This window comes from Klebsiella sp. w6, assembly GCF_033100215.1.
GTDB lineage: Bacteria > Pseudomonadota > Gammaproteobacteria > Enterobacterales > Enterobacteriaceae > Klebsiella > Klebsiella variicola.
The window spans coordinates 3,949,719-3,968,741 of record NZ_CP136907.1 but is presented as its reverse complement, the minus strand read 5'-3'; the positions used below and the strand labels follow the sequence as shown (position 1 = coordinate 3,968,741).

The following is a 19,023-nucleotide window of genomic DNA, read 5'->3' as shown; positions in this document are numbered from 1 at the left end:
CAGAAGTTTTCTGAGTTTTACCGCCATCCTGGTTTGACGCTATCCGCGGTTGGGATTTGTACTTATAATCCCAACGATTTGTATTCAGAAAAGATATCGCACTGGATTAAGATGAAAACAATTGAAGTTGATGATGAACTCTATCGCTATATTGCCAGCCACACTCTGCATATCGGCGAGAGCGCATCCGACATTTTACGGCGCATGCTGAAATTTTCCGCCGTTTCCCAACCGGCTACACCGGTCAGCAAAGCCGCGCCGGCACTGGCGCCAGCGCCTGCCGTGGAGGTGAAACCCGCTAACCCGGCGAAAGATAAAGTCCGCGCCATGCGCGAGCTGTTGTTATCTGATGAATACGCCGAGCAGAAGCGTGCGGTGAACCGTTTCATGCTGGTGTTGACGACCCTCTATTCTCTGGACAATAAAGCATTTGCCGAGGCGACTGAGTCTCTGCATGGCCGCACGCGCGTCTACTTTGCAGAAGATGCGCGTACGCTGCTGAAAAGCGGTAATCAGACCAAACCAAAACAGGTTCCTGGTACACCGTGGTGGGTTATCACTAATACCAATACCGGCCGTAAATGCAGCATGATTGAGCACATCATGCAGTCGATGCAGTTCCCTGCGGAGCTGATTGAAAAGGTTTGCGGCACGATCTAGCTTTTTAACATTTGCACCAGAAGGATCAGGCAATGGCAATCGATAAACGTGCGGGGCAGCCTGCGCAACAGAGTGATTTGATTAACGTCGCCCAACTGACTGCTCAGTACTACGTGCTGAAGCCTGAAGTCGGTAATGCGGAGCATGCGGTAAAATTCGGCACCTCTGGCCATCGCGGTAGCGCGGCGCGCCACAACTTCAACGAACCGCATATCCTGGCCATCGCCCAGGCCATTGCGGAAGATCGTGCGAAGAACGGGATCACCGGTCCGTGCTATGTCGGCAAAGATACCCACGCTCTCTCCGAGCCGGCGTTTATTTCGGTGCTGGAAGTGTTAACCGCCAACGGCGTTGACGTGATCGTGCAGGAAAACAACGGCTTCACTCCGACGCCGGCAGTCTCCAACGCGATTCTGGTGCATAACAAAAAAGGCGGTCCGCTGGCGGACGGCATTGTGATCACCCCGTCACACAACCCGCCGGAAGATGGTGGTATCAAGTACAATCCGCCAAACGGCGGCCCGGCTGATACCAACGTCACCAAAGTGGTGGAGAACCGCGCCAACGAACTGCTGGCCGCGGGCCTGCAGGGCGTGAAACGCATTTCTCTGGACGCGGCGCTGGCTTCTGGTCACGTTAAAGAACAGGATCTGGTGCAGCCGTTCATTGAAGGGCTGGCGGACATCGTCGACATGGCGGCGATCCAGAAAGCGGGCCTGACGCTGGGCGTCGATCCGCTGGGCGGGTCCGGTATCGAATACTGGAAACGCATTGGCGAACACTACAAGCTCAATCTGACCATTGTGAACGATCAGGTTGACCAGACCTTCCGCTTTATGCACCTCGATAAAGACGGCGCCATCCGTATGGACTGCTCCTCAGAGTGTGCGATGGCGGGCCTGCTGGCGCTGCGCGATAAGTTCGATCTGGCGTTTGCTAACGATCCGGATTACGACCGCCACGGGATTGTCACCCCAGCCGGGTTGATGAACCCGAACCATTACCTGGCGGTAGCGATCAACTACCTGTTCCAGCATCGTCCGCAGTGGGGCAAAGAGGTGGCGGTGGGTAAAACGCTGGTCTCCTCCGCGATGATTGACCGCGTGGTGAACGATCTGGGCCGCAAGCTGGTGGAAGTGCCGGTGGGCTTTAAATGGTTTGTCGACGGCCTGTTCGACGGCAGCTTCGGCTTCGGCGGCGAAGAGAGCGCCGGGGCCTCCTTCCTGCGCTTTGACGGCACGCCATGGTCCACCGATAAAGACGGCATCATCATGTGCCTGCTGGCGGCGGAAATCACCGCGGTGACCGGGAAAAACCCGCAGGAGCATTATAACGAACTGGCCGAACGCTTCGGTGCGCCGAGCTACAACCGTCTGCAGGCTTCCGCAACCTCCGCGCAAAAAGCGGCGCTGTCCAAGCTCTCTCCGGAAATGGTCAGCGCCGACACCCTGGCGGGCGATCCGATCACTGCTCGTCTGACCGCGGCGCCGGGCAACGGGGCGGCGATTGGCGGCCTGAAGGTGATGACCGACAACGGCTGGTTCGCGGCGCGTCCGTCAGGCACCGAAGACGCCTACAAGATCTACTGCGAAAGCTTCCTCGGCGAAGAGCATCGCAAGCTGATTGAAAAAGAAGCGGTAGAGATTGTCAGCGAAGTGCTGAAGAACGCGTAACCGCAGCCAAACATCAGGCCCCTTGTGGGCCTGATTTTTTTCGCAAGGATAGCGATGAAAATACAACGGAAGTCCCTGTTTTTATTCTGGGCGTGGATGGATCTCTTTTTCGTCCTGCAATTCTTATGGTGGAATATTGCCCACCGCCGCCTCCCTTTTTACGACGACCTGCTGGCTTATCTCCAGCTGCTGCATACTTACGGCTTTGGGGCGGTCTGGCTGTATCCGCTGAATGTTCTGCTGATTATCAGCATCCCGCTATCGATGATCCTCTTTTTCCGTCAGAGCCGCTATGCGCTGTGGCTGGCCTGGGGGCAGGCGCCGCTCAGACTGGTGTTTATGCAGCCTTCGCTGTCGCTGGGTCTGTGGCTGATTCAGGCTGCCGGCGTCATGCATGTAGCGATCCTGGCCGGTTTTCTGCTGCTCTCTGAAGGGCTGAAAATCGCCAGCCTCTGGTACTGCAGAGGCGGGGCTCAGGGCATAAAGCGATAGCCAATGCCGGTTTCAGTCAGCAAATGCTGCGGCCGTGCCGGATCGGCCTCCAGCTTTTGTCGCAAATGACCCATATAGATCCGCAGATAGTGGCTGTGCTCCACGGCGTTAGGCCCCCACACCTGATTCAGCAACTGGCGCTGGGTAAGCACTTTGCCGGGATTATTCAACAGCGCCGCCAGCAGGCGAAACTCGATGGGCGTCAGGTGGATCTCTTCGCTGCCGCGCAGGATGCGGCGGGCGGGGATATTGACCTCCAGGTCAGCGAAGCGCACCACTGGCTCATCGGCCTGCGCCGCGCCGTGGCGACGCAGCGCGACGCGCAGGCGAGCCTGTAGCTCGCCGATGCCAAAGGGTTTACTTAAGTAGTCATCGGCGCCGGCATCCAGGGCGGCAATTTTGTCATGCTCTTCGCTACGCGCTGACAGGACGATAATCGGCATCTGGCTCCACTGACGCAGGTCGCGAATAAAATCAATGCCGTCACCATCCGGCAGGCCCAGATCGAGGATCGCGAGGTCGGGCTTACGGGTAGCGGCTTCAATCAGCCCACGCTGCAGGGTTTCCGCTTCAAATACGCGCATGCCGTCGGCTTCCAGCGCGGTGCGCAGAAAGCGTCGGATAGCGTGTTCGTCTTCGATAATCAGAACGTTAATCACAATTCCTCAGGTAGCTCTTCCAGTTCAGGGGGCGTTTCTCCCGGCAGTGTAACACGGAATGAGGCACCGCCCTCGGGCCGGTTGCTGGCGGAGATGGTCCCGCCGTGAACGTCGACGATGGCCTGACAGATGGCAAGGCCCAGCCCGACGCCAGGGATCGCCGACTCTTTGTTGCCGCGGGCGAATTTATCAAAGATAGCCTGTTCCTGGCCTGCCGGGATCCCCGGACCGTTATCCCATACCTCCAGCGACAGCTGCCGGGCGTCCGCTTCGGCGCGGATGCCGATGTTCGCCCGGGCGCCGGCATACTTATGGGCATTTTCCAGCAGGTTGATCAGCACCCGCTCGAACAGCGGCCCGTCGACATGCACCAGCTGGAGGGGATCGGGGAGATCCAACTGAATGTGCTGGCCGCCGAGGCTCGGTTCGAGCATGCGCAGCGCGCTGCCGACCACTTCCTCCAGCGTCAGCCACTCCTTATGCAGATTAAAGCCGCCGGACTGGATCCGCGCCATATCCAGCAGGTTGTTCACCAGTCGGGTGGTGTTGAGTACATGCTGGCGAATTTCGTTGGCCTGCGGAGCATGCTTTGAACCTTCGCTGGCCAGATCGAGGGTCAGAATTTCCGCCTGGCCAAACAGCACGGTCAGCGGAGTACGCAGATCGTGCGACAGGGCGGCGAGCAGCGAGTTACGCAGGCTTTCCCGCTCGCTGGTCAGCCGGGCCTGCTCTTCGCTGGCGGTCAGGGTGAGGCGCTCCAGGGCGCTGGCCACCAGCAGGGTAAAGGTCTCCAGCAACCGCTGCTGCTCCGGGATCATCAGCTGGCGCAGATTCTCCGGCTCCACCACCAATAGCCCCCAGGTGCGGGCGGCGCTCTTCAGCGGTAAAATTTGGTACGGCACGCCGGGCAGGGTATCGGTGCCGGCGCCGGCAGGCTGCCCCTTATCAAAGCTCCAGCGGGCGATGGCGTCATCCCATGGGGTCAGCCCTGGCTGGTGGGTTAAGGGCAGCAGTTTTCCCTGGGCGTCCGGCAGCAGCAACTGGCTGCGGGCCTGAAAGGTGGAGGCGATGAAGCGCTCGCTGGTGGTGGCGATATCCTGCTGGCTACGACCCACCGCCAGTGCTTTAGACATCTCATACAGGTGGCGGGTACGGCGTTCACGGTAGCGCGCCACCCGCGCCTGGTAGCGTACGCCAGCGGTGAGGTTACCGATAAGCAGGCCCACAGTGAGCATCACGCCGAAGGTGAGCAGATACTGGACATCTGACACCGCCAGCGTCCCGCGCGGGGCGACAAAAAACAGATCGAAGCTGATAACGTTGATCACCGTCGCCAGCACCGACGGCCAGCGGCCATAGACCAGGGCGATGATCACCACCCCCAGCAGATAGAGCATCACCAGGTTGGCGGCTTCGAAGGCCATCAACCACTGCATGGCCACCAGGGTGATGATGGCGCATAGCGCCACCGCCACCGCGCAGCCCTGCAGCTGCAGGCGCCACTTTTCCAGCGCCGTACGGCTGTCGTTGGCCCGCGCAGGGAGAGGGGACGGTTTTTCATCGAGGGCGATCACCACCAGATCGAGGTCCGGCGCATGGCGAGCCAGACGGTCGGCGAAGCCGCTGCGATCCCACCAGCGGCGTTTGCGCTGGCGGCCGATGACGATTTTGCCGAGGTTATGCTCGCGGGCGTAATGGAGGACCGCTTTCTCTTCCGACGGGTCGGAGAGGGTGGCGGTTTCGGCGCCCAGCTCCTGGGCCAGACGCAGCGCGGCGAGAATAGCCCGCCGCCGGGCTTCCGGCAGCCGGTGCAGGGAAGGGGTCTCGACATACACTGCATGCCAGACGCTGCCCAGGCGGGCGGCGAGCCGGGCGGCGGCGCGTACCAGCTTTTCGCTGCCGGTGTTGTGCCCGATACAGAGCAGGATCGCATCGCGGGTGTGCCAGACTTTCTCCTGGCCCTGGCGGTCGCGCCAGGCGCGCATCTGCTCATCGACGCGGTCAGCGGTGCGGCGCAGAGCCAGTTCACGCAGCGCAATCAGGTTTCCCTTGCGGAAAAAGTTTTCGATGGCGCGCTCGGCCTGGCCGCCGATATAGACTTTGCCCTCATTGAGCCGCTGGCGCAGATCGTCAGGGGGGAGGTCCACCAGCACCACGTCGTCCGCGGCGTCAAAGAAGGGGTCGGGAACGGTCTCCCGCACCTGCACGCCGGTGATCCCGCTGACGACGTCGTTCAGGCTTTCCAGATGCTGGACGTTGACGGTGGTAAAGACATCAATTCCGGCCTCCAGCAGTTCATCCACATCCTGCCAGCGCTTCGGATGGCGGGAGCCGGGCGCATTGCTGTGCGCCAGCTCATCCACCAGAATCAGTGCCGGACGGCGGGCGAGGGCGGCGTCGAGATCGAACTCATACACGTACCGCCCGCGATGAGCGAGCCGCCGCGGCGGCAGGGTGCTCAGGCCCTCCAGCATCGCAGCGGTCTCTTTTCGGCCGTGGGTCTCCGCCACGCCAATCAGAATATCCAGCCCCTGGGCGCGCAGCCGCTGCGCTTCCGCCAGCATCGCCCAGGTTTTCCCCACCCCGGCGCAGGCGCCGAAGAACACTTTCAGTTTGCCGCGATGCGGGGCGGCGGTGTGCTGCAGCAGGCGGTCAGGGTCCGGGCGCAGCGGCTCGTCACTCATTTACTTATCCTTCAGGGCATCCAGCGCCATATTGAGTTGCAGTATATTGACCTCCGGCTGACCAAGGAAGCTCAGCAGCGGGGTTTGTGTGGCCTGGTTCACCAGCTGGCTTACCTGCTCAACGCTCAGCTGACGCGCTTTAGCCACCCGGGGGACCTGCCACAGCGCGGCGGCCGGGGTCAGGTTGTTATCGAGACCGCTCGCCGAGGTGGTGACCAGCTCGACCGGCACCCGCGGGTCGGCGTCCGGGTTCGCGGCGCGCAGGGCCTGTACGCGCTCGCTCACCGCTTTATCCAGCGCCGGGTTGCTGGCGGCAAGGTTGCTGCCGCCTGACGCCATGGGATTATCCGCCGTCTCAGCGGTGGCCGACGGGCGGCCCTGGAAATAGCCTGCGGCAGTAAAGTTCTGGCCAAGCAGTCCGGAGCCGCGCACCTCACCGTTCAGGCGGATCAGCGAGCCGTTGGCCTGTGAGTGAAACCACCATTGTCCCAGGCTGGTGGTCAGCAGAGGATAGACGCCGCCGGTGAGCAGCGTTAACAGAATAAATAGCACAAGTGCTGGACGAATCAATGACATAGTTTTTTCCTCACACCAGACCGCTCAGGGTCAGCAGCAGGTCGATGACTTTAATACCGATAAAGGGCACCAGCAGACCGCCGAGGCCGTAGATCCACAGGTTGCGGCGCAGCATCGCCGAGGCGGAGAGTGGGCGATAGCTCACGCCTTTCAGGGCCAGCGGGATCAGGAAGACGATGATCAGCGCGTTAAAGATAACGGCGCTAAGGATCGCTGATGACGGCGAATGCAGGCCCATCACGTTCAGCATGGCCAGCTGGGGATAGACCGCGGCAAATGCCGCCGGAATAATGGCGAAATATTTCGCCACGTCGTTGGCAATACTGAAGGTAGTCAGCGAGCCGCGCGTCATTAACATCTGTTTACCGATATGGACCACCTCAATCAGCTTGGTGGGGTTGGAATCCAGGTCGACCATGTTGCCCGCTTCCTTCGCCGCCTGGGTGCCGGAGTTCATGGCCACCGCCACGTCGGCCTGAGCCAGCGCGGGCGCATCGTTGGTGCCGTCGCCGGTCATCGCCACCAGCCGACCTTCCGACTGATACTGGCGGATCAACGCCAGTTTGGCTTCCGGCGTCGCTTCGGCGAGGAAATCATCGACCCCGGCCTCGGCGGCGATCGCCGCGGCGGTCAGGCGGTTATCGCCGGTGATCATCACCGTTTTAATGCCCATTTTGCGCAGCTGGGCGAAACGTTCTTTGATACCGCCTTTAACGATATCTTTGAGCGAAATAATCCCCAGCACCTTTTCCCCTTCGGCGACCACCAGCGGCGTGGCCCCCTGGCGGGCGACCTCTTCCACCTGCTTATCGACATCGGCAGGGAAGTGGCCGCCGTTGGCCTCCACGTGGCGGCGAATGGCGTCCACCGACCCTTTGCGGATCATGCGTTGATCAATATTGATGCCGCTCATCCGCGTTTGCGCGGTAAAGGGGACAAAGGTGGCGTGCAGCGACTGCAGATCGCGTTCGCGCAGGTTAAAGCGCTGTTTCGCCAGCACCACGATGCTGCGCCCCTCAGGGGTTTCATCCGCCAGCGAGGAGAGCTGGGCGGCGTCGGCGAGGGTTCGCTCTTCCACGCCGCGCGCCGGCAGGAAGGCGGAAGCCTGACGGTTGCCGAGGGTAATGGTCCCGGTTTTATCCAGCAGCAGGACATCGACGTCGCCAGCGGCCTCCACCGCGCGGCCACTGGTGGCGATGACGTTGGCGCCGAGCATACGACTCATCCCGGCGACGCCGATGGCCGACAGCAGCCCGCCGATGGTGGTCGGGATCAGGCACACCAGCAGGGCGACCAGCACGGTAACGCTGACCGCATTGCCGCTCCACGCCGAAAACGGCCAGATGGTGGCGGTGGCCAGCAGGAACACCAGCGTCAGGGCGATCAGCAGGATCGTCAGGGCGATCTCGTTCGGCGTTTTACGGCGCTGGGCGCCTTCCACCATGGCGATCATCCGGTCGAGGAAGGTTTCTCCCGGGTTCACGCTGCAGCGGATCACCAGCCAGTCGGAGAGAATGCGTGTCCCGCCGGTCACCGAGGCAAAATCGCCACCGGATTCACGGATCACCGGGGCAGACTCGCCGGTAATGGCGCTTTCGTCCACCGAGGCGCCGCCTTCGATGACTTCGCCATCGCAGGGGATAATATCCCCGGCTTCCACCAGCACCACGTCGCCTTTGCGCAGGTCTTCCGCTGGCACGTGGTCGACCGTCGCGTCATGCTGCGGGGCGCGCAGTTTGCGGGCGAAGGCCGTTTTTTTCACCCCTTTCAGGCTGTTGGCCTGGGCTTTGCTGCGGCCTTCCGCCATCGCTTCGGCAAAGTTAGCGAACAGCACGGTAAACCACAGCCAGATGCTGACGGCGGCGGTAAAGGTGGCGCTACCGGTCAGGGCGCCGCCAGCCATGGCGATCGCCAGCAGGGTGGTTAACAGACTGCCCACCCAGACGATAAACATCACCGGATTGCGCCATTGCACCATCGGGCTGAGTTTTTTCACGGCATCCAGCAGCGCCTGGCGCACCAGCGTCGGCTCCAGCAGGGCTAATTGTTTGCGACTCATAACAGGGTGCTCCGCATCGCTCAAAGTAAGGAAAAGTGTTCAGCCAGCGGGCCAAGCGCCAGCGCAGGAATAAAGGTCAGGGCGCCCACCAGCAGCACGGTGCCGATCAGTAAACCGATAAACAGGGCGTCGTGGGTGGCCAGGGTGCCGGGGCTGGCCGGTTGAATTTTCTTCGCCACCAGCGAGCCGGCGATGGCCATCACCGGAATGATGACGGCGAAGCGGCCGACCAGCATGCAGAACGCCAGCAGCAGGTTCCAGAACGGCGTCGCCGCACCCAGGCCAGCGAAGGCGCTGCCGTTGTTATTGGCCGCCGAGGTGACGGCGTACAGCACTTCGCTAAAGCCGTGCGGTCCAGGGTTGAACATCCCGGCGCGGCCGGCGTCGGTCATCATCGCCAGCGCCGTGCCAAGCAGCACCAGCGTCGGGGTGACCAGAATGGCGAGGGCGATCATTTTCATTTCCCGGACATCGATTTTCTTCCCGAGGTACTCCGGGGTGCGGCCGACCATCAGCCCGGCGATAAACACCGCCAGCATGACGAACAGCAGCATGCCGTACAGGCCCGAACCGACGCCGCCGAACACCACTTCGCCAATCTGCATCAGCCACATCGGCACCATGCCGCCCAGCGCGGTGAAGGAGTCATGCATGGCATTGACCGCGCCGCAGGAGGCGGCAGTGGTGATCACCGCGAACAGACTGCTGGCGAGAATACCGAAGCGACTCTCTTTACCTTCCATATTCAGGCTACTGTCAGCGCCCAGCGTCAGCAGGTGGGGGTTGCCGCGAGTTTCCGCCCACATCACCACGGCGACGCAGAGGATAAAGATCAACGTCATTGCCCACAGGATGGCGCGTCCCTGACGTCGATCGCTCACCACCTCGCCGAAGGCGAAGCACAGTGCCGCCGGGATCAGGAAGATTGCCAGCATCTGCACGAGATTGGTCAGCGCGGTCGGGTTTTCAAACGGGTGAGCGGAGTTGGCGTTAAAGAAACCGCCGCCGTTGGTGCCCAGCAGCTTAATCGCTTCCTGCGAGGCGACAGGCCCCATCGGCAACAGCTGGTGCGCCCCTTCGAGGGTGGTAAAGGGCTGGTAGGCCAGCAGATTCTGCGGCACACCCTGCTGAATAAAGAACAGGGCCACCAGCAGGGAGAGCGGCAGCAGCAGCCACAGGGTAATGCGCGTCAGGTCGACCCAGGCATTGCCAAGGGTGGACATTTTTTGCCGGGCGAAGGCGCGGGTCAGGGCGAATACCACGGCGATCCCGGTGGCGGCAGAGAGGAAATTCTGCACCGTCAGGCCGACCATCTGGCTGAGATAGCTCATGGTGCTTTCGCCGGCGTAAGCCTGCCAGTTGGTATTGCTGACAAAGCTGACCGCCGTGTTGAGCGCCAGATCCCATGACAATCCCGGCAGATGCTGCGGGTTAAACGGCAACACGCCCTGGAGCATCAGCAGGGCAAACAGGGCCAGGCCGCCGAGGGCGTTAAACAGCAGGATCGCCAGCAAATACTGCAGCCAGCCCATCTCCTCGGCGCGGATCCCGGCCACGCGCCACAGGACGCGCTCGACGCCGGCCAGGCCGGGAAGCGGGATATCGTTCACCATCCTCGCCAGACACGTCCCCAGCGGGCGCGCCAGCACCAGCAACACCAGCAGGTAGCTGGCTAATAATAAAAATCCCTGGGCAGCCATCAGAATGCCTCCGCGTGTATCAAGGCATAAACCAGATAAGCCAGTAACAGGAACACCAGCCCAACGCCAGTGAGTACGCCTGCAGTCACAATCCACCTCCGGGTGTCTTTTTTGATTTACCGGGAGAATAGAAATTACGGCGCAAAGATTTCGCAAAAATCGGCGGGCGCGGTGTAAAAAAAGTATAAAAATGACAAAGGCACAATTTAACTGATGGTTAGTATTAATTTAACTTTTTTGTAACTAATTTACGTGGTGAATGTAAATTAAGTATAAATACGTGCTTTTTAGTGGTCGGATGAGTAGTAAAATTACAACCAGAGCGGTATTATTTTGCTCAGACAAACATGATTAATTTTACCGGCGCTGCTTGCCGGCCTGACAAAGGGGAGAGAAATGATGGCGTTGTACAAAGCTTATCCTGCTCATATTATTTTACTGCGTCGTGCTTTCGCCGTCGTGGCTGGCGTCGCGGCGCTGCCGGTGATGCTGTTCTGGAAAGATCGCGCCCGCTATTACAGCTGGCTGCACCGGGTGTGGTCGAAAACCAGCGAGCAGCCGGTGTGGATGGCGCAGGCGGAAAAAGCCGCTCACGATTTCTATTAATCCGTCCTGCTGCGACGAAGACAAGAAAACCGCCGGTTGCCCCCGGCGGTTTTTTTTCGTCGCTTGTCTACACTCGTTTTCATGCACCGCAGTGGAATTGGCAGGTGCTTATTTTGCCGGAGCGCGCTATTTTTTCCGGCTTATATCATGAGATGAGTTTTGCTGACGGATATTGAGGAGTTATATGGCCACCCATCTGGTCTGGTTACGCACGGATTTACGCATTCACGATAACCTGGCGCTGGCCGCCGCCTGCCGGGATCCGCAGGCGCAGGTGCTGGCGCTGTATATCGCCACCCCGGGGCAGTGGCGTGAGCATCACCTGGCGCCGCGGCAGGCCGCGTTTATCGTCAGCCATTTGCACAGTCTGCACACCGCGCTGGCGGAACGGGGCATACCGCTGTGGGTCGAAGAGGCGGATGATTTTACCGCCAGCGTCGAACGGCTGGTCCATTTCTGCCAGCAGCACCAGGTCAGTCACCTGTTCTACAACTATCAGTACGAATTCAATGAACGTCAGCGCGATGCCGCCGTTGAGAACACCTTGCGCGATGTCATTTGCCAGGGCTTTGACGACAGCGTCCTGTTGCCGCCCGGCAGCGTCATGACCGGCAGCGGCGAAATGTATAAAGTTTTCACGCCGTTTAAGAATGCGTTTATTCGCCGTCTGCGGGACGGGCTCCCGGCGTGCGTGGCGGCGCCGAAGCCGCGCCAGGCGCCTGCCCGCCAGGCGCCGCCGCTGCCTGAGCTCAACTACCCGCAAACGCCGTTCGATGGGCTGCTGTTTGCCGCGGATGAAAAAACGGCGCTGGCGCGGCTGCGCGCGTTTTGTCAGCAACCGGCGGCGGAGTATGAGGGGCAGCGTGACTTCCCCGCCGTGGAAGGGACCAGTCGCCTGTCGCCCTGCCTGGCCACCGGGGTGTTGTCACCGCGCCAGTGCCTGCATCGTCTGCTGACGGAACACCCCGCCGCGCTGGACGGCGGGGCAGGCGCCACCTGGCTTAATGAGCTGATCTGGCGCGAGTTTTACCGCCATCTGATGGTCTACTATCCGAAACTCTGTAAAGGACGCCCGTTTATCGCATGGACTGATAAGGTCGCCTGGCGTGAAGATGACGCCGCCCTGCAGGCCTGGCAGCGCGGGGAGACCGGCTTTCCGATAGTCGATGCCGCGATGCGCCAGCTTAACGCCACCGGCTGGATGCATAACCGGTTGCGCATGATTGTCGCCAGCTTCCTGACGAAAGATCTGCGCCTCGACTGGCGGGCAGGGGAGCGCTACTTCATGAGTCAACTGATTGATGGCGACCTGGCGGCGAACAACGGCGGCTGGCAGTGGGCGGCCTCGACAGGCACCGACGCCGCGCCCTATTTCCGCATATTTAACCCCACCACCCAGGGCGAGAAGTTTGATAAGCAGGGGGTGTTTATGCGTCGCTGGCTGCCTGAGCTGGCAAAGGTGCCGGAGAAGGCGCTGCATCAGCCGTGGGCGTGGGCGGATAAACAGGGGATCAAACTGGATTATCCGCGCCCGATAGTCGATCACAAACAGGCGCGGCAGGAGACGCTGGCGGCCTGGGAGGCCGCCAGAAAAGGAATTACTCCACCGCCAGACGGCGGGTCCTGACCTTCAGCGAGTGATACAGCCAGATGACCAGCACCACGCCGACACAGGCCAGCGCGCCCCAGGTGATCTGGCTGAAGACCTTGATGTAGGCGTCAATGGAGTAGTTCACTGCCCCGGCGGCGTCGAAGGACGCCTGCGAGGTCTGGTCGGCGATGACGCCGGCCAGATAGTTGGCGATGGCCCCGGAGAGCAGCATATAGATACCGGTCAGCACCCCGGTGACCCCCGGGATCTCAATGCGGGTGATTTGCGACATGGCGACCGGGTCGATAAACAGTTCGGCAAAACCCATCACCGCCAGCCCCAGCACCATCAGCGGCATGGACGACTGGCCATAGGCCGCGGACCAGCGGGCGCTGAGGGTCAGGATGCAGAACCCGGCGCTCATCAGGCCCAGACCGAGGGCAAATTTCCCCCAGATGCGCACGGTGCGATTGCCACCGACGCTCTCTTTCACCAGCCACGCCAGCACCATCCCGCAGAGCATCACCGCGAAGGCGTTGACCGACTGGAACATGGCGGTAGGGACTTCGTAGCTCATGATATGGCGATTAACGAAGCGGTCAATATACAGGCTGATGGAGCTCCCGCCCTGCTGGGCGAAGGCCCAGAACAGCAGGCTAAACGCGGTGAGGACGACGATCAGGCGCAGATCCTTACGCTGTTTATCGGTTTCAGCGCGCAGGTAGATCCGCGCCAGCACCGCCAGGCCGATAACGGTGGCCACGATCAGGGCATACACCGACCACTCCTGCCAGAACAGCACGGCGATCAGCAGCGGGGCGGTAACCAGCAGCACCAGCAGCCAGCCCCAGTTCGGCAGCAGGAAGCGGCGCGCGCACAGCGCCTGGCGGTTGACGCCGGCAGTATGCTGGAAGTGACGGTTGCCGCAGAGAAAAATCACCAGTCCCGCCACCATGCCGATGGCCGCCAGGGCAAAGCCCATCGCCCAGCTATACTCCTCCTGTACGTAGCCGCAGGCGATCGGCGCGATAATCGAGCCGATATTGCCCGCGGCATACATCAGCGAGAAGCCGCCGTCGCGACGCGGATCGGCAGGTTCGTAGAGTTCGCCCAGCAGACAGCTGACGTTGGATTTAAACAACCCGTAGCCGCAGACGATGATCGCCAGCGACAGGTAGAGGAAGACTGGGGCGGTTTCGCTGGCTCCGAGCACCAGATGGCCAATGGCCATCAGCAGCGCGCCGAGCATGACCGCCATCCGGTTGCCTAACAGCTTATCGGCCAGATAGCCGCCGAGGATCGGCGTGACATAGACCAGCGAACAGTAGGCGCTGAACAGGGCATAGGCGTGGTTATCGTCATATTTGAGCTGATTGGTGAGATAGAGGATCAGCAGGGCGCGCATGCCGTAGAAGCTAAAATATTCCCAGATTTGCAGCGCCACGACGTAGTAAATCGCCCGCGGTTGCGATGATGTTGTCTTCATGAGAAGTGTGGTTTCCTGGCGTAAAGCGAAAGTCGATCGTTCTGCATGAATAGCGCTTTATTAGTCATATTCATGGCTTGAGGGGCTTTCTGTTTATTTAATATGCTTTATTAATGCATAAATATACACGAATGCGCGATGGGGTGGGTAGACAAAATGCGGGATTAACAAAAAAGTCATGGTCGGTGCCGGTTGTGGACTATCGACGGCCCGAATGGATCTGGTTATGTTATGCCTTTGTATACCCTGATTATCTGCTGGAGTGGCGATGAAAAATAGCGAACTGGAACAACTGATAAACGACAAGCTCAATAGTGCGGCCATCAGTGATTTCGCCCCTAACGGTCTGCAGGTGGAAGGACGTGATACGGTGCAAACGATCGTCACCGGGGTGACGGCCAGCCAGGCGCTGCTGGATGAAGCCGTTCGGCTGCAGGCGGATGCGGTGATCGTCCATCATGGCTATTTCTGGAAAAACGAGTCGCCAGTGATCCGCGGCATGAAGCGCCGCCGCCTGAAGACTCTGCTGGCCAACGATATCAATCTCTACGGCTGGCACCTGCCGCTGGATGCCCACCCGGAGCTGGGCAACAACGCGCAACTGGCGCATCTGCTGGGGATTAACGTGCTGGGTGAAATCGAACCGCTGGTGCCTTGGGGCGAACTGTCGATGCCGGTTTCCGGCCTCGAACTGGCCTCGTGGATCGAAGCGCGGCTGGGGCGCAAGCCGTTATGGTGCGGCGATACCGGGCCGGACACCGTCAGCCGCGTCGCCTGGTGTACCGGCGGCGGCCAGAGCTTTATCGACGCCGCGGCGCGCTTTGGGGTGGATGCGTTTATTACCGGCGAGGTGTCGGAACAAACTATTCACTCTGCCCGCGAACAGGGGCTGCATTTTTATGCCGCCGGCCACCACGCCACCGAGCGGGGCGGCATTCGCGCCCTCAGTGAATGGCTGACGGAAACGACCGACCTGGATGTCACCTTTATTGATATTCCTAACCCTGCCTGACGGGAGAGAGAAAAGTGCAGCGAGCGCGTTGTTATCTGTTAGGAGAAACGGCCGTCGTGCTGGAGCTGGAGCCGCCGGTCACGCTCGAGAGCCAGCAACGGATCTGGGGATTGGCCCAGCGTCTGTCTCACCATGAAGAGGTGGTTGACGCCATTCCCGGCATGAACAATATCACCGTGGTGCTCCGCCGCCCGCAGGAGATGGCGTGGGAGGCGATAGACCGTCTGCAGCGCTGGTGGGAGGAGAGTCTTGCGCTGGAGCCGGAGTCGAGGTCATTAACCATCCCGGTCGTGTACGGCGGCGAGGCCGGGCCGGATCTCGGGGTGGTGGCGCAACACAGCGGCCTGAGTGAAAAACAGGTTGTGGAGCTGCATGCCTCGGTGGAATACCTGGTCTGGTTTATTGGTTTTCAGCCGGGATTCCCCTACCTGGGCGGGCTGCCGCTGGCGCTGGCGACCCCGCGTCGCGCCGAACCGCGCGTGCGGGTCCCGGCCGGATCGGTGGGCATTGGCGGCGCGCAAACCGGCATCTATCCGCTGGCGACGCCCGGCGGCTGGCAGCTGCTGGGGCGGACCGCGTTGACGCTGTTTGACCCGGCGCGTAAGGAGCCTGCGCTGTTGCGCGTGGGCGATAAAATTCGCTTTGTGCCGCAAAAGGAGGGGGTATGTTAACCCTGATCCGCGCCGGTCTGTACACCTCGGTACAGGACGGTGGACGAGAAGGCCTGCGCCAGTCTGGCATCAGCCGCTGCGGCGCTCTGGATTATCCCTCGCTGGTGATTGCCAATCTGCTGGTTGGCAACGAGGCGAACGCCGCCGGGCTGGAGATTACCCTCGGTCAGGTGGAGATCGAATTTGCCCGCAGCGGCTGGTTCGCGCTGACCGGCGCCGCCTGCGAAGCGACGCTGGACGGCAAAGCGGTCTGGGTGGGCTGGCGCACCGCCTACCGGGCCGGGCAACGGTTGGTGCTGAAAACGCCGCAGCATGGCATCCGCAGCTATCTGGCGGTGGCGGGCGGGGTCGCGGTCCCGGTGGTGCTTGGCTCGCGCAGCACGGATCTTAAGGCGGGGATTGGCGGTCTGGAAGGACGCCGCCTGCAGGATGGCGATCAGCTGAAGCTCGGGAAAGCCGCTCGGCGCTTTACCACCTCGCGCGGTGTCAAGCAGCTGCCGCTGGGCAACCGCATTCGCGCGCTGCCGGGCCCGGAGTATCATGAGTTTGATGCGGCCTCGCAGGCGTCGTTCTGGCGCTCCCCCTGGCAGCTCAGTCCGCAGAGCAATCGCATGGGCTACCGCCTGCAGGGGCAGCCGTTGAAACGGATCACCGATCGCGAGATGCTGTCGCACGGTCTGCTGCCGGGCGTAGTGCAGGTGCCGCATAACGGCCAGCCCATCGTCCTGATGAACGATGCGCAAACCACCGGCGGCTATCCGCGCATCGCCTGCATTATTGAGGCTGATATGTACCAGCTGGCGCAGATCCCGCTGGGGCAGCCGATCCACTTTGTCGCCTGCTCGCTGGAGGATGCCTTAAAAGCACGGGCCGATCGCCAGCGTTATCTTGAACAACTGGCCTGGAGACTCCACGATGATGATTGATCTCAATGCCGATCTCGGGGAAGGGGGCGCGAACGATAGCGCGCTGCTCCAGCTGGTCTCGTCGGCGAATATCGCCTGCGGCTTTCATGCCGGCGACGCCGGACTGATGGTGCAGAGCGTACGCGAGGCGCTGAAGTACGGCGTGGCGGTGGGCGCCCATCCGGGATACCCCGACCGGGAAAATTTTGGCCGTACGGCGATGGATCTGCCGCCGGAAACGGTCTATGCCCAGATGCTGTATCAGATTGGCGCCCTGGCGGCGATCGTTCAGGCGCAGGGCGGCGAGCTACAGCATGTGAAGCCGCACGGCATGCTTTATAACCAGGCGGCCAAGTCGCCGCCGCTGGCGGACGCGATCGCCCGCGCGATCCGTGATGTTAACCCGAAGCTGGTGCTGGTGGGGCTGGCGGGCAGCGAACTGATCCGCGCCGGGCAGCACTATGGTCTGACGACGCGCCAGGAGGTGTTTGCCGACCGCGGCTACCTGGCCGACGGTAGCCTGGTGCCGCGCAGCCAGCCCGGCGCGCTGATCGACAGCGAAGAGCAGGCTCTGGCGCAAACCCTCGAGATGGTGCAGCACCACCGGGTGCGCAGCATCAGCGGCGAGTGGGCGAACGTGGTGGCGCAGACGGTGTGTCTGCACGGCGATGGCCCGCACGCGCTGGATTTTGCCCGCCGTCTGCGGGCGGCCTTTGCCGGGCGCCATATTCTGGTCAGCGCGCAACTGGACGCTGAAGCGTGACAACCTGAATGACCGCGAAGGAGAGGATGATGGCGGGAGTATTGCTCACCGGTTTTGAACCCTTTGATGGCGAAACGGTTAACCCTTCATGGGAAGTGGTGAAGCAGCTGGACGGGACGATGATTGCCGGGCAGCCGGTGATCGCCCGCCAGCTCCCCTGTGTGTTTGGCGAGGCGCTGTCGGTGCTTTACGCGGCGATAGAAGACCTGCAGCCGAGGCTGGTCATTGCCGTTGGGCAGGCTGGTGGTCGCGTCGATATCAGCGTTGAACGTGTGGCTATCAACGTCGATGATGCGCGCATTCCCGATAACAAAGGCCAGCAGCCTGTCGACACGCCGATCGTCGACGGGGGGCCGGCGGCGTGGTTCAGTACCTTACCGATCAAAGCGATCGTCAGCGCGTTGCGCGATCGCGAGATCCCGGCTTCGGTCTCCCAAACCGCCGGCACCTTCGTCTGCAATCACGTGATGTATGGTTTGCTACATAAGCTGCAGGAGCAGGCTGGCGTCAGGGGCGGCTTTATCCATATTCCATGGCTACCGGCGCAGGCGGCGGCCCATCCCGGCGAGCCGAGTATGGCGACCGTCACCGTGCGGGAAGCGCTGGAAACGGCCATTGCCGTGGCGCTGCGCCAGTCGGTGGATAGTAAACTGGGCGGCGGCGCCACCCATTAACAGAAGGATGACAGTATGCCGGAAGGTCCGGAGATCCGCCGCGCGGCGGATAAACTGGAGGCGGCAATCAAAGGCGAACCCTTAACCGATGCCTGGTTCGCCTTTCCGCAGTTGCAACCCTATCAAAGCCTGTTGATTGGCCAGCGGGTGACCCATATCGCCACCCGCGGCAAGGCCCTGTTAACACACTTCTCCGGCGGGCTGACCCTGTACAGCCATAATCAGCTGTACGGTGTCTGGCGCGTGGTTGACGCCGGGGAACAGCCCGCCTCTAACCGGGTGCTGCGCGTCAGGCTGCAGACCGCCCGCAAGGCGATTTTGCTCTATAGCGCCTCGGACATCGAGATGCTCACGGCGGAGCAGGTTGCCCATCACCCGTTTTTACTGCGCGTGGGGCCAGATGTGCTGGATATGACGTTAACCGTGGAGGAGGTGAAAGCGCGGCTGCTGTCGGCCAAATTCCGCCATCGTCAGTTTTCCGGCCTGCTGCTGGATCAGGCTTTTCTGGCCGGGCTCGGTAACTATCTGCGGGTGGAGATCCTCTGGCAGGTGGGATTAAGCGGAAAGCGTAAAGCCGCTGAACTGAGCGATAGTCAGCTGGATGCGCTGGCGCACGCGCTGCTGGCTATTCCGCGGTTGTCGTATCACACCCGCGGCCAGGCCGATGACAACAAGCATCACGGCGCGCTGTTTCGCTTTAAGGTCTTCCATCGCGACGGGGAAAGGTGCGAGCGCTGTGGGGGCGTGATTGAGAAGACGACACTCTCCTCGCGGCCGTTTTACTGGTGTCCCGGATGCCAGCATTAAGCCCG

The 19,023-nt window shown here is 61.3% G+C and carries 18 protein-coding genes; 11 read left to right on the top strand and 7 right to left on the bottom strand.

Annotation, left to right across the window (positions count from 1 at the left end; genetic code table 11):
• Nucleotides 1–111 precede the first annotated feature (111 nt).
• The 3 genes from seqA to R0140_RS19545 are packed head-to-tail and all read left to right on the top strand — an operon-like array spanning nucleotide 112 to nucleotide 2,825.
• Entirely contained in the window at nucleotides 112–660 is a 549-nt protein-coding gene (gene seqA, locus R0140_RS19555; RefSeq protein ID WP_012542439.1) for a replication initiation negative regulator SeqA, read from the top strand.
• Nucleotides 661–692: 32 nt separating this feature from the next.
• Nucleotides 693–2,333, top strand: coding sequence for a phosphoglucomutase (alpha-D-glucose-1,6-bisphosphate-dependent) (gene pgm, locus R0140_RS19550; RefSeq protein ID WP_002894773.1), 1,641 nt, complete (start codon nucleotides 693–695; stop codon nucleotides 2,331–2,333).
• Nucleotides 2,334–2,387: 54 nt separating this feature from the next.
• Nucleotides 2,388–2,825 carry an arginine:ornithine antiporter gene (locus tag R0140_RS19545; protein WP_317703878.1) on the top strand — a complete coding sequence of 146 codons (438 nt, stop codon included), beginning with the start codon at nucleotides 2,388–2,390 and terminating at the stop codon, nucleotides 2,823–2,825.
• Here R0140_RS19545 and kdpE read toward each other — a convergent pair.
• Genes kdpE through kdpF form a run of 6 tightly spaced genes read right to left on the bottom strand, consistent with a single transcriptional unit; the run spans nucleotide 2,807 to nucleotide 10,592 of the window.
• The gene (gene kdpE, locus R0140_RS19540) at nucleotides 2,807–3,484 is read right to left on the bottom strand and encodes a two-component system response regulator KdpE (protein WP_002894776.1); all 678 of its coding nucleotides are present in this window, start codon (nucleotides 3,482–3,484) and stop codon (nucleotides 2,807–2,809) included. The genes R0140_RS19545 and kdpE overlap by 19 nt on opposite strands.
• Nucleotides 3,481–6,168, bottom strand: coding sequence for a two-component system sensor histidine kinase KdpD (gene kdpD, locus R0140_RS19535; protein ID WP_012542437.1), 2,688 nt, complete (start codon nucleotides 6,166–6,168; stop codon nucleotides 3,481–3,483). Before kdpD ends, kdpE begins: the two co-directional genes overlap by 4 nt.
• Nucleotides 6,169–6,744: a potassium-transporting ATPase subunit KdpC gene (gene kdpC, locus R0140_RS19530; RefSeq protein ID WP_032753886.1), complete on the bottom strand. Its 576-nt coding sequence runs from the start codon at nucleotides 6,742–6,744 to the stop codon at nucleotides 6,169–6,171.
• Between the two features lie 10 nt (nucleotides 6,745–6,754).
• Nucleotides 6,755–8,803, bottom strand: a complete 2,049-nt coding sequence (gene kdpB, locus R0140_RS19525) for a potassium-transporting ATPase subunit KdpB (protein ID WP_032753888.1) — start codon at nucleotides 8,801–8,803, stop codon at nucleotides 6,755–6,757.
• Between the two features lie 20 nt (nucleotides 8,804–8,823).
• Complete coding sequence (kdpA, locus tag R0140_RS19520; protein WP_023322238.1) at nucleotides 8,824–10,503, bottom strand: potassium-transporting ATPase subunit KdpA; 1,680 nt, start codon at nucleotides 10,501–10,503, stop codon at nucleotides 8,824–8,826.
• The gene (gene kdpF / locus R0140_RS19515; RefSeq protein ID WP_020323459.1) at nucleotides 10,503–10,592 is read right to left on the bottom strand and encodes a K(+)-transporting ATPase subunit F; all 90 of its coding nucleotides are present in this window, start codon (nucleotides 10,590–10,592) and stop codon (nucleotides 10,503–10,505) included. Before kdpF ends, kdpA begins: the two co-directional genes overlap by 1 nt.
• Before the next feature lie 307 nt (nucleotides 10,593–10,899).
• On the opposite strand from kdpF, the gene R0140_RS19510 reads away from it, so the two are divergent.
• Nucleotides 10,900–11,109: a DUF2517 family protein gene (locus R0140_RS19510; RefSeq protein WP_004142243.1), complete on the top strand. Its 210-nt coding sequence runs from the start codon at nucleotides 10,900–10,902 to the stop codon at nucleotides 11,107–11,109.
• Between the two features lie 184 nt (nucleotides 11,110–11,293).
• Nucleotides 11,294–12,736: a deoxyribodipyrimidine photo-lyase gene (phrB, locus tag R0140_RS19505; protein ID WP_016160504.1), complete on the top strand. Its 1,443-nt coding sequence runs from the start codon at nucleotides 11,294–11,296 to the stop codon at nucleotides 12,734–12,736.
• Here the strand turns inward: phrB and R0140_RS19500 are convergent.
• A complete protein-coding gene (locus R0140_RS19500; protein WP_012542433.1) occupies nucleotides 12,708–14,186 on the bottom strand; it encodes an MFS transporter in 1,479 nt (492 codons plus the stop codon). The two genes, phrB and R0140_RS19500, sit on opposite strands and share 29 nt — an antisense overlap.
• 268 nt (nucleotides 14,187–14,454) lie before the next feature.
• Here R0140_RS19500 and R0140_RS19495 point away from each other — a divergent pair, with 268 nt between their 5' ends.
• Genes R0140_RS19495 through nei form a run of 6 tightly spaced genes read left to right on the top strand, consistent with a single transcriptional unit; the run spans nucleotide 14,455 to nucleotide 19,018 of the window.
• Nucleotides 14,455–15,198: a type 2 GTP cyclohydrolase I gene (locus R0140_RS19495; protein WP_008805677.1), complete on the top strand. Its 744-nt coding sequence runs from the start codon at nucleotides 14,455–14,457 to the stop codon at nucleotides 15,196–15,198.
• 14 nt (nucleotides 15,199–15,212) lie between these two features.
• A complete protein-coding gene (gene pxpB / locus R0140_RS19490; protein ID WP_032739332.1) occupies nucleotides 15,213–15,869 on the top strand; it encodes a 5-oxoprolinase subunit PxpB in 657 nt (218 codons plus the stop codon).
• Complete coding sequence (gene pxpC / locus R0140_RS19485) at nucleotides 15,863–16,795, top strand: 5-oxoprolinase subunit PxpC (protein WP_023297234.1); 933 nt, start codon at nucleotides 15,863–15,865, stop codon at nucleotides 16,793–16,795. Before pxpB ends, pxpC begins: the two co-directional genes overlap by 7 nt.
• A complete protein-coding gene (pxpA, locus tag R0140_RS19480; protein ID WP_012542430.1) occupies nucleotides 16,785–17,537 on the top strand; it encodes a 5-oxoprolinase subunit PxpA in 753 nt (250 codons plus the stop codon). The genes pxpC and pxpA overlap by 11 nt, the downstream gene beginning before the upstream one ends.
• Nucleotides 17,538–17,566: 29 nt before the next feature.
• Nucleotides 17,567–18,211, top strand: coding sequence for a pyroglutamyl-peptidase I (gene pcp, locus R0140_RS19475; protein WP_317704061.1), 645 nt, complete (start codon nucleotides 17,567–17,569; stop codon nucleotides 18,209–18,211).
• Between the two features lie 15 nt (nucleotides 18,212–18,226).
• Nucleotides 18,227–19,018: an endonuclease VIII gene (nei, locus tag R0140_RS19470; protein WP_008805682.1), complete on the top strand. Its 792-nt coding sequence runs from the start codon at nucleotides 18,227–18,229 to the stop codon at nucleotides 19,016–19,018.
• The last annotated feature ends 5 nt before the right edge of the window (nucleotides 19,019–19,023 follow it).